Origin of the sequence: Clostridium sp. BSD9I1 (genome assembly GCF_900185645.1) — a bacterium.
In the GTDB taxonomy this organism is placed as follows: domain Bacteria; phylum Bacillota; class Clostridia; order Clostridiales; family Clostridiaceae; genus Clostridium_AK.
On sequence record NZ_FYAM01000024.1, the window covers coordinates 1 to 16,016 of the forward strand.

The 16,016-nt window shown below is 32.8% G+C and carries 14 protein-coding genes and 2 riboswitches; of the genes, 4 read left to right on the forward strand and 10 right to left on the reverse strand.

Annotation, left to right across the window (positions count from 1 at the left end; all coding sequences use genetic code 11):
- Positions 1 to 133 precede the first annotated feature (133 nt).
- Both BSD9I1_RS13435 and BSD9I1_RS13440 read right to left on the reverse strand, forming a co-directional pair.
- Positions 134 to 706, reverse strand: a complete 573-nt coding sequence (locus BSD9I1_RS13435; RefSeq protein WP_186430786.1) for a YdcF family protein — start codon at positions 704 to 706, stop codon at positions 134 to 136.
- A gap of 89 nt (positions 707 to 795) precedes the next feature.
- Positions 796 to 1,476, reverse strand: coding sequence for a Crp/Fnr family transcriptional regulator (locus tag BSD9I1_RS13440; RefSeq protein ID WP_035306029.1), 681 nt, complete (start codon positions 1,474 to 1,476; stop codon positions 796 to 798).
- A 177-nt stretch (positions 1,477 to 1,653) separates the two neighbouring features.
- On the opposite strand from BSD9I1_RS13440, the gene BSD9I1_RS13445 reads away from it, so the two are divergent.
- Positions 1,654 to 2,409 (forward strand): ATP-binding protein, encoded by a 756-nt coding sequence (locus tag BSD9I1_RS13445; RefSeq protein ID WP_186430787.1) that lies wholly within the window; start codon positions 1,654 to 1,656, stop codon positions 2,407 to 2,409.
- Between the two features lie 417 nt (positions 2,410 to 2,826).
- Here the strand turns inward: BSD9I1_RS13445 and BSD9I1_RS13450 are convergent, their stop codons facing one another.
- The 3 genes from BSD9I1_RS13450 to BSD9I1_RS13460 form a co-directional block, all read right to left on the reverse strand.
- Entirely contained in the window at positions 2,827 to 4,272 is a 1,446-nt protein-coding gene (locus tag BSD9I1_RS13450; RefSeq protein WP_186430788.1) for an NCS2 family permease, read from the reverse strand.
- Positions 4,273 to 4,519: 247 nt separating this feature from the next.
- On the reverse strand, positions 4,520 to 5,923 hold the full coding sequence (locus BSD9I1_RS13455) for a sodium:alanine symporter family protein (RefSeq protein WP_186430789.1): 1,404 nt from the start codon (positions 5,921 to 5,923) through the stop codon (positions 4,520 to 4,522).
- A 100-nt stretch (positions 5,924 to 6,023) separates the two neighbouring features.
- Positions 6,024 to 6,123, reverse strand: a riboswitch (glycine riboswitch).
- A gap of 14 nt (positions 6,124 to 6,137) precedes the next feature.
- Positions 6,138 to 6,208, reverse strand: a riboswitch (glycine riboswitch).
- A gap of 199 nt (positions 6,209 to 6,407) precedes the next feature.
- Complete coding sequence (locus BSD9I1_RS13460) at positions 6,408 to 6,950, reverse strand: ECF transporter S component (RefSeq protein ID WP_186430790.1); 543 nt, start codon at positions 6,948 to 6,950, stop codon at positions 6,408 to 6,410.
- A gap of 443 nt (positions 6,951 to 7,393) precedes the next feature.
- On the opposite strand from BSD9I1_RS13460, the gene nuoE reads away from it, so the two are divergent.
- Genes nuoE through BSD9I1_RS13475 form a run of 3 tightly spaced genes read left to right on the forward strand, consistent with a single transcriptional unit; the run spans position 7,394 to position 11,546 of the window.
- Positions 7,394 to 7,876, forward strand: coding sequence for an NADH-quinone oxidoreductase subunit NuoE (gene nuoE, locus BSD9I1_RS13465; RefSeq protein ID WP_035308627.1), 483 nt, complete (start codon positions 7,394 to 7,396; stop codon positions 7,874 to 7,876).
- Between the two features lie 13 nt (positions 7,877 to 7,889).
- Complete coding sequence (locus BSD9I1_RS13470; RefSeq protein ID WP_186430791.1) at positions 7,890 to 9,785, forward strand: NADH-quinone oxidoreductase subunit NuoF; 1,896 nt, start codon at positions 7,890 to 7,892, stop codon at positions 9,783 to 9,785.
- A 24-nt stretch (positions 9,786 to 9,809) separates the two neighbouring features.
- On the forward strand, positions 9,810 to 11,546 hold the full coding sequence (locus BSD9I1_RS13475) for an NADH-dependent [FeFe] hydrogenase, group A6 (protein ID WP_186430792.1): 1,737 nt from the start codon (positions 9,810 to 9,812) through the stop codon (positions 11,544 to 11,546).
- A gap of 106 nt (positions 11,547 to 11,652) precedes the next feature.
- Here the strand turns inward: BSD9I1_RS13475 and trpA are convergent, their stop codons facing one another.
- From trpA to trpD, 5 genes are read right to left on the reverse strand one after another with little or no spacing between them, the layout of a single operon-like run.
- Entirely contained in the window at positions 11,653 to 12,441 is a 789-nt protein-coding gene (gene trpA / locus BSD9I1_RS13480; RefSeq protein ID WP_186430793.1) for a tryptophan synthase subunit alpha, read from the reverse strand.
- Entirely contained in the window at positions 12,438 to 13,613 is a 1,176-nt protein-coding gene (gene trpB, locus BSD9I1_RS13485) for a tryptophan synthase subunit beta (RefSeq protein WP_186430794.1), read from the reverse strand. Before trpB ends, trpA begins: the two co-directional genes overlap by 4 nt.
- Entirely contained in the window at positions 13,610 to 14,221 is a 612-nt protein-coding gene (locus BSD9I1_RS13490) for a phosphoribosylanthranilate isomerase (protein ID WP_186430795.1), read from the reverse strand. The genes trpB and BSD9I1_RS13490 overlap by 4 nt, the downstream gene beginning before the upstream one ends.
- Positions 14,221 to 14,997 carry an indole-3-glycerol phosphate synthase TrpC gene (gene trpC, locus BSD9I1_RS13495; protein WP_186430796.1) on the reverse strand — a complete coding sequence of 259 codons (777 nt, stop codon included), beginning with the start codon at positions 14,995 to 14,997 and terminating at the stop codon, positions 14,221 to 14,223. The genes BSD9I1_RS13490 and trpC overlap by 1 nt, the downstream gene beginning before the upstream one ends.
- A complete protein-coding gene (trpD, locus tag BSD9I1_RS13500) occupies positions 14,994 to 16,013 on the reverse strand; it encodes an anthranilate phosphoribosyltransferase (RefSeq protein ID WP_186430797.1) in 1,020 nt (339 codons plus the stop codon). Before trpD ends, trpC begins: the two co-directional genes overlap by 4 nt.
- Between the last annotated feature and the right edge of the window lie 3 nt (positions 16,014 to 16,016).

Here is a 16,016-nt window from a genome sequence, read left to right on the forward strand (position 1 = left end):
CTGAGCATCAGCGAGTTTAGAAAGTTTAGGAGATTTAAATTGACAGATATTAGAGCTTCTTTGCGTAGTGAACGCTTTCTTAAATGCAGAACCCATACGGAAGATTTAACATTAAAAACGTCGCAATTTCCTTTTAGGTTAAGTAAAACTTAATAAGTGCTGGTATTTCCCTAATAAATCCATAACGTTCATGATTGATATAGTCCTTTACAAATACTCCAGAAAAACTTGCATGAATTCCTACTCGTTTTGCCATAAGTGAGGCTCTCTTGAGATGATATTTATTCGATACTACTATAGCAGAATTAAAGTCCTTCTCTTGCATTATTTCCTTAGAATTCTTTAAGTTCTCCAGGGTACTAGTGGACTTATCTTCTTTTATTATGTACTTTTCATCCATTCCAAGCTCTATTAAGTATCTTTTTACCGCTTCAGCTTCTGAAATTTCTTCTCCGTCTCCCATTCCTCCTGATGCAATTATATAATCTGCATATCCTTCCTTATATAATCTAAAAGCTTCTTCCGTTCTGCTTCTTAAAAATGGGCTTGGGGTTTCTCCATAAACACTGCATCCAAGTACTATTACGCAATCAGACTTCTGAGCCTTAGAAAACTCTCCAAATTTATAAATTTGTATACCAATAATCACAACAAAAATCATAATTAATAAAACTATGCTTATACCTATCTTTATAACCATTTTCATTTCCTATTACTCCTTATATATTTCGATAAACCAAAAGTGCATCATGAAAAATATAACAATTGCCTTAAGGATAGAATTCATTCTAATTCTTATTCCACTAAGCATTCCTCTAAAACCTCTAAATCATTTATAGTAATAGAATTTTTATCATAATCAATTATTCCTTCATCCTTCATATTCATCATTTCTCTTGAAAGTGATGGACGAGGAATTCCAAGTTCTTCAGACATTTCTTTTCTATTTACTTTTAACTTAATGTGAAGACTATTTTGCTTTCTATGTTCTTCCAATATGAAGCTTGCAATTCTTTGCCTTATATTTTTATAAGATAACACTTTGACTTTCTTATTAAGCATAAGTATCTTGTTAGATAATAAACTCATAAAGCTATTTAAAACTATATTATTTTCACTGCATATTTTAAGCAATTGTTCCTTAAATATAAAAAGCACTTCACTTTTTTCTGTTGAAGTTATAGTAGCTGGATACTTGTGAAAATTAGAAAATATTATAGCTTCTCCAAATATTCTATTTGGTTGGAGTCTGTCCATAGTTACAGTTTTACCAGATGCAAATATTCTACTAATTTCAATCTTACCTTTTATTACTATTCCTATACTATTACAGTCATCTCCTTCAATAGCTATTACATCACCTTTATTATAACTGCTAATCTTAAATGTATTTTTACCTAATATATTTTCTAACTGCTCTCCATTCAAATTTTTAAATAATATACATTGTTTAAGTACTGGTAATACTTGTTTCATATTGTTCTCTCCTAAAATATATACTAAATTTTAACTTGGTTTCATGTGTTACAGATTTATAATTCTAATTCTAATATAATAAATTTATGAAATCAATTGAAAACAGGATATCTAAGATTAAAACGATATAAATTTTATGTAAATTCAAATAAATAAAATATCTAGGAGGATTATACTATGAAAAGAAAAATAGTTCATATACATGAAGATAAATGTAATGGATGCGGATTATGTGTAAAGGCTTGCCATGAAGGTGCAATAGAACTTATAAATGGAAAAGCTAAACTTATAAGTGATGAATACTGTGATGGACTTGGGGACTGTCTTCCAGAGTGCCCAACAGATGCAATTGAAATAATTGAAAGAGAAGCTAAAGAATATGATGACGAACTTGTTAAGCAAAAGATAGCTGAAAAAAAAGCTAATGAGGAAGCTAAAAACAGCTTAATTCCTGATATGCCATGTGGATGCCCTGGAAGCGCTGCAAAGCTTATACAAAGACAGCCTAAAACTATGAAACCAAAGGCTCTTCCTATGATGATGGCTGAAAATCTAAATTCAACGTTAAACTCAGAGCTTAGACAATGGCCCGTTCAATTAAAATTGGTAAACAGCAAAGCTCCTTACTTAAATGGCGCTAACCTTTTAGTTGCCGCTGATTGTACAGCTTATGCTTATAAAAATTTTCACGAAGACTTCATAAAGGATCACATAACAGTTATAGGATGTCCAAAACTTGATGATAACAAATACTATGAAGAAAAGCTAGCTGATATGCTTAAGAATAATGATATAAAAAGCATAACTGTAGTTAGAATGGAAGTGCCTTGCTGTGGTGGAATTGTATCTGCTGTTAAAAATGCCATGTTAAAATCAGAGGTAATAGTACCATACAGAGAAGTTATAATTTCAACAGATGGAGAAGTAATTTAAAAAAACGCTAATCATTAATTATTACCCTGTTGATAAATTTTATAGTTAAGATATAAGAAAGTCGCTTTACAATCGGCTTTCTTTTTTTGTCAGTTACTTTTGACAAACTTAAAAACATAACTAATTTGTAGGAATTTTCGCTGATGCGAAATCCCTTCCTTCAGCAGTTTACATGAAGACATTTTTAATATGGAAAACAGTATGGGATTTGCATTGTAGAAAGCATTGAATAAGTAATTAGAAGCTCTTTATTTCTGAATTGAAATCACCGTTAAGAACTTTTTACTGTCTGAGGGACAGCGAGTTTAAAAAGTTTAGGTGATTTCAATTCAGAAATACTAGAGCTTCTTTACGCAGTGAACACTTTCTTAAATGCAAATCCCATACGATATTTTTAATATTAAAAATGTCGTAAAATTATTTAGGGAGTATTGTAAATCTTATTATAAATAGCGCTGCTAAAACGTAAACTATTGGATGAACTTCTTTTCTTCTTCCAGTTACTATTTTAACTATTGGATAAAATATAATTCCTGCTGCTATTCCATTTGCTATACTGTAACTAAATGGCATTATTGATATTGTAAAGAATGCTGGTAACGCTTCTGTAAAATCATTGAAGTTTATATTGGTTACAGCGCCCATCATTAGTACTCCAACTACTATTAAAGCTGGAGCTGTTGCTTCTGCTGGAACTATTCCAACAAGTCCTGTAAAGAACATTGCAACTAAGAACATGATACCCGTTACTACAGAAGTAAGTCCAGTTCTTCCACCTTCTGAAATACCTGCAGTGGATTCTACGAAAGTTGTAACTGTGCTTGTTCCAAGCAATGCTCCTGTTGTAGTAGCTACTGCATCAGCAAGCAATGCCTTATCCATATTTTTCATCTTTCCGTTCTCATCTAGCATATTTGCCTTTTGAGCTGTTCCAACTAACGTTCCAATTGTATCAAACATATCTACAAGACTAAATGATATAACAACCATAATTACATTTAATATAGCTTTAAGTAATCCATGTTGTCCTATATTTAATAATCCTGGCAAATCTAACTTTAAAAAAGTATGACTCAAAGAAGGTGGTGTGCTCACAAGCTGAGCTAATGGAACAGTTTTAGTAACTCCTAATGGAATACCTATAACAGTAGTTAATAAAATACCTATAAGTATTGAACCTTTTACATTTCTAGACATAAGTATTGCTGTTATTGCAAGACCAATTAGCGTAAGCATCGTATTTGGGGACATGAAGTCTCCAAAGCCTACTAGTGTCGCTGGATTTGATACTACTATTCCACCGCTTTTAAATCCTATTAAAGCAATAAATAATCCAATACCACCAGAAATTGCAAATTTTAAATTAGTAGGTATTGCATTTACTATTGCTTCACGTACATTAGTTAAAGTAAGCAATAGAAAGAAAATACCTGAAATAAACACTGCGGCTAATGCTTGTTGCCAACTATATCCCATTCCAAGACAAACGCTAAATGCAAAGAAAGCATTAAGTCCCATTCCTGGAGCCTGGGCAAACGGCACATTCGCATATAAACCCATTACAAACGTACCAACTGCTGCAGAAATACATGTAGCTGCAAAAACTGAAGCAACCATTGGATCGTTTAGAGCACTAAGTCCTGCCTTTACTGCTGCTTCCCCTAAAAGCCCTTGTGTATTCATTCCTGCTTGCATAAGTATTCCTGGATTTACGAATATTATATAGGCCATTGTTATAAAAGTAGTGATACCTGCTATAATTTCAGTTTTTACATTAGTTCCATTTTCACTTAGTTTAAAAAACGAATCTAAAAAACCTTTAGGTGGTTTCTGACCGTATCTTTCTTCTTTTGACTGTTGCATTATTTAGCCCTCCTTATAATCACCTTATAATCTTCTTATCATTACGAACAATATGTTATAATTTCTAATCCAATATTAACATTATTTTTATTACCTGTCAACATTACTTTTCAATTTTATTATTATTATTCGTGTATATAGCATTCTTGCAGGTAATTTAATAGATATTGTTCGTAAATAAACAAAAGCTTCCAATGTAGTTAATATATTTACTATATATATTAACTACATTGGAAGCTTTTATACATTATAATGCCTTAGACATTATTATCTCTTCATCCTCCGGACTTTCTTCACTTTTCAATTTTTCAAAATAAAGTTTTGTTTCATGAATTACCACAGGACTTAATCCCACTAATGCTATTAAATTAGGTATAGCCATAAGTCCATTAACTATGTCTGCAATTATCCATATCAAGTCTAACTTTAATATAGACAATCCACCAATTGCTACAATTGCTATAAATATATATCTATAAGGTTTTATTCCCTTTACTCCAAATAAATACTCTGCACATCTTTCACCATAATAATTCCATCCGAGTATAGTTGTGAATGCAAAGAACATAAGTCCTACAGTTATTATAAATTCCCCTAAAACTTCTATAGGCATTCCTTGTGTAAATGCTGCATTTGTCATAGCAGCTCCAGCTAAATTTGCTTTCCATGCTCCTGTTAAAATTAAAGTTAAACCTGTCATTGTACATACTATTATAGTATCTATAAATGTTCCTGTCATAGATATAAGCCCTTGTCTTACGCAGGATTTTGTCTTTGCTGCTGCTGCTGCAATAGGTGCACTTCCAAGTCCTGATTCATTAGAAAACACCCCTCTTGCTACTCCATTTTGAATGGCCTGTTTAACTGTAGCTCCTAAGAATCCTCCCACTGCTGCACTAGGCGTAAATGCACTTTTTATAACTAATGCCAACGCTGCTGGTACTAATTTAATGTTTACAACAAGTATTATAAGTGTTGCCACTATATACATTATAGCCATAAAAGGGACTACCTTTTCTGAGACCTTTGCAATGCTTTTAATACCACCTAAAGTTACTAAGGCAACTAAACAAGTTATTATAAAACCTGTTGTTATAGTTGGTACATTGTATGAATCCTTTAAGGATTCTGTTATTGCATTTATTTGTGCAAAAGTTCCTATACCAAAGTAAGCTACTCCTATTCCAAATATAGCAAATAACTTAGCCATCCATTTGTTTTTAAGTCCTCTTTCTATATAATACATAGGACCACCAGACATTTGTCCATTCTTATCTATTACCCTATACTTTACAGCAAGCAATCCCTCTGCGTATTTTGTAGCCATCCCAAAGAAAGCTGCCATCCACATCCAAAATAATGCTCCTGGACCTCCGGCCTTAATTGCAGTAGCTACTCCTACAATATTACCTGTACCAATAGTTGCAGCAAGTGCTGTACACAGTGCTTGAAAGCTTGTAACATCACCTTTGCCTGAACTATCTTCATCTTCTTTAGAAAATAAATATTTAAGTGCTAATGGTAGTTTTATGATTTGTAGACATTTAAGTCTGAGTGTAAAATAAACTCCTGTTCCTACGAGAAGAATTAGTAAAGGTGCTCCCCATACTATTGAGTCGATTTTGTTAAAGATTTGAATTAGATTTTCCATGATCCATCCTCCAATAAAATTATTTTTGAGGACAGCAAAAGAATAGATTTGTGACAATAAAATAGAGGTACTGCAAAAAAAACAGACCTCTGGATATACTGTTCTATTCTCTGTCCTTTTACCTGAGAGTTTCATTGGAATAACAATATCCCAACTTTCTCCTTCGGTGCTCTAAATAGAGTCTCTCCAGAGTTTCGTCCAGTAACAGTCCTCCCCATAAATAATGGTACCTGAAAGATTAACATCTTCGGTGGGCTACAAAAGCCTCTCTCCTATTACCTTCATCCGAGACAATTATTAAATTTATTTTATTATAAGATAATAAATTTAATTTATCAATAGTAATTTTAATTCATGTAAACATTTTAAACTGTATATTATTATTATTCTCTTCATTTACCGCTTTATTTTACTAAACTATAATTAATTAACAAAGAAATTCTTATTCATATAAAAATTAAAAATTAACTATGAAATATAGTTATTAGCGATTAAAAACACCTTTTCCCTTAACACCTTTTATTAAAAGAAGTGCTATAACAATCCCTACAATTATTTGCATTGTATTTGCTGGAATATCTGCTAAAGCTAAAACTAAGCTTTCATAGAAACTTGCTGACTCCACATATACAAAACGTACAATCACAGCATTAGCTAAATAATATGCTAAAACCATCCATGTTCCTGCCACTGCAAAAGCAAAACTATTGTTTTTTACATTATCTCCATTATAATTATTTCTGTATGCTATAGTTGCTGCTATATATGCCATAACTGCCTTTATAACAAATGTAAATGGTGCCCATATGGCATATCCACCTAAAATATCTGCAAGAGTCATTCCAAGTGCTGCTGCTAGTGCACCTTTTCTTTTTCCAAACATCACAGCAGCCACAAATACAAATCCATCCCCTAGATGAGTATAACCTATAACTGTTGGTATTTTCATTGTCATGGTCACTAAGCATATAATGCCAGTCATAAGTGCCATTTCTACCATTGAACGGGTTTTAACATGTGTTTCCATACTTTTCTCCTCTCCTCCAAAGCAAATTCATTAAATTATATATAATTATAGGTTATACATATTTTCTTTTCAAATGTATCGGTACAATATACTAACTGTATAGATTATCTTAAAATTATCAAACTTATTAGGGAAATTTTTGATTTTAACAATATAACAATTTGTTTGTGTTAGATTATTCTGAAAATAATAAAAATATATAAATTCACTTCCACTTATTGACATAGCCTCTATATCACTTGGATTTACCTTATTATCAACTCTTTCTCATGCAAATCCCAATATTTACATTGCATAATTTACTTTATCATTATTGAATTTTTGGATATTTTTTAGTATATTTAAAATAAATCTAAAAATAAAAATTGTTAATATTTAAACAAGATTCTGATATAATTGAATTATAAAAAGTATCAAATTATTTACAAAGGGGGCACTTAAGATTGAGTTGTAAAAATGAACTAGCAGAAGCTAAATTTCAAGAATTAAGCGAGTATATAGATTCCTTAAAGGACAAAGAAGGAGCATTAATAAGTGTACTTCATAAAGCTCAGCAGTTATTCGGTTACTTACCTGAACAAGTTCAAAAATTTGTAGCAGATAAGTTAAATATGCCTGTTTCTAGTGTATATGGTGTAGTAACTTTTTATTCTTACTTCAATACAGAACCTAAGGGTGAATATGTTATAAGCGTATGTATGGGTACTGCATGTTTCGTAAGAGGTGCTGGAGATGTAGTAAGCGAATTACAGCAGAAATTAGATATAAAGGTTGGAGAAACTACCAAAGATGGAAAATTCACTTTAGATGTATTGCGTTGCGTTGGCGCTTGTGGCCTTGCACCTGTTGTTACTGTAAATGATAAAGTATATGGTCATTTTACCAAAGATAGAGTTTCTAAATTGTTAGAAGAGTATGGCGAATAGGAGGAATTATACCTTGAATAAAATAAAATCTTTTGAAGAATTAAAAAAATATCATAAAGATTGCAAAAATTTAGTAGCAATAAAGCAAGTTTCTCATGAGGCTGAATTAGCTGCAGAGAATAAGAGATGTAAACGTTCAATATCAGTTTGTGCCGGTACAGGCTGTAAATCTGCAGATAGCTATCAAATAGTTGAAAATTTAAAGCATGAAATCAAAACTGCAGGCCTTGAAAATGAAGTACAGGTAAGCTTAACAGGTTGTTTCGGATTTTGTGAACAAGGTCCTATCATTAATATAAATCCTGACAACGCCTTTTATGTTCATGTTAAACCTGAAGACGCAAAAGAAATTGTAGAAAGTCATCTACTGCAAGGGAAAATTATTGAAAGACTTTTATTTATAGAACCTACTCTTCAAAAAAGAGTTAAAAGACAAGATGAAATGTCATTTTATAAAAAACAAAAGAGAATTGCACTAAGAAATTGCGGACTTATAAATCCTGAAGATATTGAAGAAGCTATCGGAGAAAAAGCTTATTTAGCATTAGGAAAAGTTCTTACCGAAATGACTCCTGATGATGTTATAAAAATTATTAGTGATTCAGGGCTTCGTGGACGTGGAGGCGGCGGATTCCCTACAGGAACAAAATGGGGATTTGCAAAAAAATATGAAAGCTCTAAAAAATATATAATCTGTAATGCAGATGAAGGTGATCCAGGTGCATTTATGGATCGTTCCATACTTGAAGGAGACCCTCACAGTGTATTAGAAGCAATGGCAATAGCAGGTTATGCCATAGGTGCTAATGAAGGAAATATATACATTAGAGCTGAATATCCTCTTGCAGTTTACAGATTAGAAATCGCTATAAAGAAAGCTCATGAGTATGGACTTTTAGGCGAAAATATTTTAGGTACAGATTTTAGCTTTAATATAAATATTAAATACGGCGCTGGTGCCTTTGTATGTGGTGAAGAAACGGCTTTAATTCACTCCATAGAAGGAAAAAGAGGAGAACCTACGAACAAGCCTCCATTCCCTGCTGAAAGGGGATTGTGGGACAAGCCTACCTGTGTAAATAACGTAGAAACTTTAGCCTTAGTTCCTGCAATTATCAACGAAGGTCCTGGCTGGTTTAGTTCCATTGGTACAGAAACCTCTAAAGGAACAAAGGTCTTTGCTCTAGCTGGAAAAATAAATAATGTAGGTCTTGTGGAAGTGCCTATGGGAACTACCTTAAGAGAAATAATATACGATATTGGCGGCGGTATAAAAAATGGTCGTAAATTTAAATCCGTCCAAACTGGTGGTCCTTCTGGTGGATGTATCCCTGTTGACCATTTAGATACTAAAATCGATTATGAATCCTTATCTAATATAGGTTCCATGATGGGTTCTGGTGGAATGATTGTAATGGATGAAGATAACTGTATGGTTGATATAGCTAAATTTTATCTTGAGTTTACTGTAGATGAATCCTGTGGAAAATGTACTCCTTGTAGAATAGGAAACAAAAGACTTTTAGAAATGCTTACAAAAATTACTGAAGGAAAAGGTACTGAAGAGGACTTAGTTGATCTTAAGGAACTTGCCCAAACCATAAAAGATACTTCCCTTTGCGGTCTTGGACAAACTGCTCCTAATCCAATACTTAGTACAATGAAATATTTCTATGATGAATATGAAGCTCATGTAAAAGAAAAAAGATGTCCTGCAGGAGTTTGTAAGAACTTACTTCGCTATGAAGTTACAGATAAATGTATAGGTTGCACAAAATGTGCAAGAGTATGTCCTACTTCATGCATTGAAGGAAAAGTAAAGGACAAGCATAAAATTATGCAAGATAAATGTATAAAATGTGGAAGCTGCTTTAGCGCCTGCCCTGTGGGTGCAATAATAAGAAAGTAGACTTAACGAAAAGAGGTGTGAAGTTTGAGTTTAGTTAATATTACTATAAACAATAAGGATTTTCAGGTTCAAGAAGGAACTACTATATTAAATGCCGCTAAGGAACTTAACATAAATATACCTACTTTATGTCATTTTCATCTTCACGATAATAAAACTGAAAATCATCCTGGTTCTTGTCGTGTATGTGTAGTTGAAGTAGAAGGAAGAAGAAATCTAGCTCCTGCTTGCTGTACTCCTATAACCCCTGGTATGGTAGTTAAAACCAACTCCATAAAAGCTATAAAAGCAAGAAGAACTATGGTAGAACTTCTACTATCAGATCATCCGCAAGATTGTCTTCTTTGCGAAAAAAATACGGACTGTGAACTTCAAAAACTTGCAGCCGAAATGGGAATACGTGAAATTAAATACAAAGGAGAAAAATCTAAATATCCAGTAGATAATTCTAGCTACTCAATAGTTCGTGATTTAGATAAATGCATACTTTGCAGAAGATGTGTAACTATGTGTAACAAGGTTCAAACTGTTGGGGTTTTATCCGCTATAGATAGAGGTTTTGAAACAATAATAGCTCCAGCCTTTTCAGCTCCTATGCTCGAAACTAACTGTACATTTTGTGGCCAATGCGTAGCAGTATGTCCAACTGGCGCTCTTACAGAAGCAAATAATACTTCTAAGGTTTGGAATGTATTAAATAATGAAAAGAAGACAGTTATAGTTCAAACAGCTCCAGCAGTACGTGCTGCACTTGGTGAAGAATTTGGACTAGAACCTGGCACAGCAGTTACTGGTAAGATGGTTGCAGCTTTAAGATCTCTTGGATTTGACCAAGTATTTGATACAGATTTTGCCGCTGACTTAACTATAATGGAAGAAGCTTCTGAGTTAATTCACAGACTTGAGCATGGTGGAACTCTTCCTATGCTTACTAGTTGTTGCCCTGGATGGATTAATTTCTTTGAGCATCAATTTCATGATCTTTTAGATATACCATCGAGCTGTAAATCACCTCAGCAGATGTTTGGTGCTATAGCTAAAACATACTTTGCTCAAAAGATGGGAATTGATCCTAAAAACCTAGTAGTAGTTTCAGTTATGCCTTGCCTTGCTAAAAAATATGAAGCTGCAAGACCTGAAATGGGTACTAACGGAATTCCAGATGTAGACTTAGTTATAAGTACTCGTGAACTTGCTAAGATGATTAAAGAAGCTGGAATAGACTTTAACTCTTTAGATGAAGAAAACTTCGATAGTCCATTAGGAGAATCCACAGGTGCTGGAGTAATATTTGGAACTACAGGTGGAGTTATGGAGGCAGCTCTTAGAACTGCTTATGAATGGATTACAGGAGAAGAATTAGCTGACGTTGAATTTGCTAATGTACGTGGTGCTGAAGGAATACGTGAAGCTACTATCTCTATTAAAGATACTGAAGTAAAAGTTGCTATGGCAAGCGGTCTTGGAAATGCACGTGAACTTCTTCAAAAAATAAGGGAAGGAAAAGAGCACTATCACATGATAGAAATAATGGCTTGTCCTGGCGGGTGTATCGATGGTGGTGGCCAGCCATACATTAGAGGTAATACAGATATTATTAAAAAGAGACGAGTTGCTCTTTATACAGAAGATAGAAATAAAACTTTAAGAAAGTCTCATGAAAATCCATTTATTCAGGAACTATATAAAGACTTCTTAGGAAAACCTTATGGAGAAAAAGCTCATGAGCTTCTTCATACAACTTATATTAAAAGAAAATAAAAATATACTGAATGCCAACTTTCCATATTAGTTGGCATTCAGCTTTTTTCTATATTGAATAACTTAACATACTAGAATACAAATATTAAGATTACTCATTTCCCCTTTAATATGCCGCTTCCTTTAGTTCTTTTACAAACTTAGTTGCAATTTCTACTTCTTTACCTTGATTTTCAGCAATGAGTTTTACTAAGGCACTACCTACTATAACTCCATCACAATGCTCTTTATATTTTTTAACCATGGAAGCATCAGATATACCAAATCCCAAGGCTACAGGAATATCACTAAATGTTTTTACTGTTTCCATATATTCTTTTAAATCAGTATTTATGTTATTTCTCACTCCTGTTACTCCATTTACAGAGACACAGTATACAAAGCCTCTTCCACCTTCTATTATAGCTCCTATTCTCTCCTTAGAGGTTGGTGCTACCATTGGTATTAGGTGAATATTTTGCTCTAGTGCATAATTGCTTATTTCTCCTCTTTCCTCTAGAGGTAAATCTGGTATTATTAAACCATCTATCCCTACCTCACTACATTGAGATAAAAATTTTTCTATACCATATTTGAATATACAATTATAATATACAAGGTATAGAACCGGAACTTGTGAAGAACTTACTCTTATTTTCTTTACTGCGTCCATTATATTTTCTATATTTGACCCTTGTGATAAAGATCTTTGGGAAGATGCCTGAATAACTTCGCCATCTGCTATTGGATCTGAATAAGGAATTCCTAATTCTATTATGTCTGCTCCTGACTTTTCCATTGCCAAAACCAATTCAACTGTAGTCTCTAAATCAGGATCCCCTGCAGTTATAAAGGTTATTAAAGCCTTTTCATCTTTCTTTTTTAATTGTTGAAATTTATCATCTATTCTATTCATAATGTAACCCCCATTTCCTTTGCCACTGTGTCTATATCCTTATCTCCTCTACCAGAAAGGCATACTACTATAATTTTATCTTTATCTAAAGTTTTAGCCAGTTTCATTGCATAAGCTACAGCATGAGAGCTTTCTATAGCAGGTATAATCCCTTCTATTTGAGAAAGTGCTTTAAAAGCATCTAAAGCTTCCTTATCTGTTGCTGGAACATATTGTGCTCTATTAATATCCTTTAAATAAGCATGTTCTGGGCCTACTCCTGGATAATCTAAGCCTGCAGAAATAGAATATACAGGCATTATTTGTCCGTTATTGTCTTGAAGAACATAAGTCTTCATACCATGAATAACACCTATAGAACCTTTTGTAATAGTAGCTGCATGCATATCTGTATCAACACCTAATCCTGCTGCTTCTGCACCTATAAGTTTTACATCCTTATCTTCAACAAAAGGATAGAACATACCCATGGAGTTACTTCCTCCACCTACACAAGCTATTACGTAATCTGGTAATCTATTTTCCTTTTGCAATATTTGTACTCTTGTTTCATCGCCTATAACTCTTTGAAAATCTCTTACCATAGTTGGATAAGGATGTGGTCCCATTGTTGAGCCTATAACGTAGAAAGTATTTTCAATATTTGCTACCCAATCTCTCATAGCTGCATTTACTGCATCTTTAAGAGTTCCAGTACCGCTAGTTACTGAATTAACTTTAGAACCAAGTATCTTCATTTTAAACACATTAAGTGCTTGTCTTGTTATATCCTCTTCTCCCATGAAAATCTCACATTCTAGACCAAACATAGCTGCAATAGTTGCTGTAGCTACTCCATGTTGCCCTGCTCCTGTTTCTGCTATTATTCTCTTTTTTGCCATTCTCTTTGCTAATAATACTTGCCCTAAAACATTATTTATTTTATGAGCTCCTGTATGATTTAAATCTTCTCTTTTTAAGTAAATTTTTGCTCCACCACAGGTCTTGCTTAAATTTTCTGCATAGTAAAGAGGTGTTTCTCTTCCACTATACTCTTTTAAATAATACCTATACTCTTCCATAAACTTTTCATCTGCTATAGCTTTATTATATTCTTCTTCTAATTCTAATAAAGCTTTCATTACTGTTTCAGGAACATACTGTCCACCAAATATTCCGAATCTTCCTTTCATACTGTTTCCCTCACTTTTTTTATAAATTCTTTTATTTTATCAAAATCCTTAAAGCCTTCTATTTCAACACCACTGGATACATCTACTATATTAGGGTTCACTTTACTTATTCCTTCCTTAACATTATTACTATTAAGTCCGCCAGCTAAAATAAACTTTTTATTTACTTTAAAATTTGAAATTATATCCCAATTAAAACTCTCTCCAGTTCCTCCTATTCTTCCTAATACTCTTGAGTCCAATAATATTCCATCTGCTTTATATTTATTGATTTCTTTTAAGTCTTCCTTACTAGTTACACCTAAAGCCTTCCAAACTTCATAATCCTTAAAACAACTCATATATTCATTATCTTCTTTACCATGAAATTGCAGTACATCAAGTTTTAAAGTAGAAGCTATCTTTTCTACTTCTGAAATCTCCTTATCTACAAATATCCCAACGGTTTTAATGTTTTTATCCAGTTTTTCAACCAAATTTTTTCCCCATTCTGAGGTAATTTCTCTAGAACTTTTAGTAAAGACAAAGCCAATATAATCTGGTTTTAATTCATTAACATATTTTATATCTTCTTCTCTCTTCAAACCGCACACCTTTATCTTAACCATTACTCTCTTGCCCCTTCTAAAAATCGCTCTAACCTTTCTATATCTTCAATATTTCTCATAAACGTTTCACCAATAAGTACTGCTGATACTCCTAAACTTTTTAAGTATCTTATATCTTCTGAGGTTTTTATAGAGCTTTCAGAAACTACAACTTTGTGCTTAGGGATATACTTTATAAGCTTTTCTGTAGTTGTTAAATCTTCTTTGAAAGTTTTTAAATCTCTATTGTTAATTCCTATTATTTCCCCTCCGCTTTTTAATGCTTCTTCTACTTCTTCTTCATTATGAACTTCAATTAAAACATGAAGTCCAATGTAAGTAGCCAAATCATAATAATCTTTTAGTCTCCCAGGCAATAGTGCTGCAATTAATAAAATCGCATCGGCACCAATAGCTTTTGCTTGATATATTTGATAAGGATCTATGATAAAATCCTTCCTTAATATTGGCTTAGAATTAACAGCTTTAGTTATTTCTATAAAACTATCCTTCCCTTTGAAAAATTCCTGCTCTGTTAATACAGATATAGCATTAACTTTTATTTTTCCATAAATCTTTGCAATAGCTTCTACATCAAAATCCTCTTTTATAATTCCTTTTGAAGGTGAAGCTTTTTTTATCTCTGCTATAACAGATATCTCCTCACCTTGTAAGGCTTCTTTAAAATTTTTTATGATTTTTCCATGAGATAATTCTATCCATTTTTCTATAGGAATTTCTTTTTCTTCTTTTTCAAGCTGTAGCTTTTTATTTTCTACTATTTTATCTAGTATCATGATGCCAGCTCCTTACTACACTTCACAAGTTCTTGTAATTTTTCTAGTGCCTTTCCGCTATCTATTAAATCAGCTGCCATCTTTAATCCTTCTTCAAAAGAATCAATAACTTTTCCAACATATAAAGCTGTAGCAGAGTTTAATAAAACTATATCTCTCTTATACCCTTTAGCTCCTTGGAATATTTCCTTTATTATTTCTGCATTTTCCTTAGCATCACCACCTGCTAACTCTTCCATATTACAAAGCCTCATACCATAGTCTTCAGGATTTATAATATAATCTATTACTTTACCATTCTTTAATTCACTGACAGTAGTAGTAGTAGTTAATGTAATTTCATCTAATCCATCATTACCATGAACTATCATAGCTGCTTCTCTTCCTAATTTTAATAAAACCTCTGCTATAGGATGAGTTAAATTCTTATCAAAAACCCCCATTACTTGAGATTTAATATTCCCTGGATTACAGATAGGCCCAAGTATATTAAATATAGTTCTTGCTTCTAGTTCTTTTCTTACAGGCGCTGCGTTTTTCATGGCTACATGATATTTTTGAGCAAAGAGAAAAGTCATACCCGTTTTCTCCAGACATTGTTTTGAGCTTTCAAAATCAAGATTTATATTAAACCCTAGCTCTGCTAATACATCCGCACTACCACTTTTACTGGATACTGCTCTATTACCATGTTTTATTACTTTAACCCCACCAGCTGTCGCAACTATTGCCACGGCTGTAGATATATTAAAGGTTCTTCCTCCATCTCCTCCAGTACCACAGGTATCTATTGTATTTTCTAGTTTAGTATCAAAAGCTATAGCATTTTTCTTCATAGCCTTTGCACAACCAGTAATTTCTTCTATAGTTTCACCTTTCATTCTTAACCCTACTAAAAAAGCTGAAATTTGAGAGGGAGTAGCTGTTCCTGTCATAATGTCATTCATTGCTTCTTCTGCTTCAATTATTGAAAGATTTTCTTTAGATATAACTTTTTTAATACTTTCCTTTAACATTTA

Excerpts from the sequence above, each read along its gene's own strand:
- BSD9I1_RS13435 (WP_186430786.1), bottom strand. The coding sequence starts at position 706 with ATGAAAATGGTTATAAAGATAGGTATAAGCATAGTTTTATTAATTATG.
- BSD9I1_RS13440 (WP_035306029.1), bottom strand. The coding sequence starts at position 1,476 with ATGAAACAAGTATTACCAGTACTTAAACAATGTATATTATTTAAAAAT.
- BSD9I1_RS13445 (WP_186430787.1), top strand. The coding sequence starts at position 1,654 with ATGAAAAGAAAAATAGTTCATATACATGAAGATAAATGTAATGGATGC.
- BSD9I1_RS13450 (WP_186430788.1), bottom strand. The coding sequence starts at position 4,272 with ATGCAACAGTCAAAAGAAGAAAGATACGGTCAGAAACCACCTAAAGGT.
- BSD9I1_RS13455 (WP_186430789.1), bottom strand. The coding sequence starts at position 5,923 with ATGGAAAATCTAATTCAAATCTTTAACAAAATCGACTCAATAGTATGG.
- BSD9I1_RS13460 (WP_186430790.1), bottom strand. The coding sequence starts at position 6,950 with ATGGAAACACATGTTAAAACCCGTTCAATGGTAGAAATGGCACTTATG.
- trpA (WP_186430793.1), bottom strand. The coding sequence starts at position 12,441 with ATGAATAGAATAGATGATAAATTTCAACAATTAAAAAAGAAAGATGAA.
- trpB (WP_186430794.1), bottom strand. The coding sequence starts at position 13,613 with ATGAAAGGAAGATTCGGAATATTTGGTGGACAGTATGTTCCTGAAACA.
- BSD9I1_RS13490 (WP_186430795.1), bottom strand. The coding sequence starts at position 14,221 with ATGGTTAAGATAAAGGTGTGCGGTTTGAAGAGAGAAGAAGATATAAAA.
- trpC (WP_186430796.1), bottom strand. The coding sequence starts at position 14,997 with ATGATACTAGATAAAATAGTAGAAAATAAAAAGCTACAGCTTGAAAAA.
- trpD (WP_186430797.1), bottom strand. The coding sequence starts at position 16,013 with ATGTTAAAGGAAAGTATTAAAAAAGTTATATCTAAAGAAAATCTTTCA.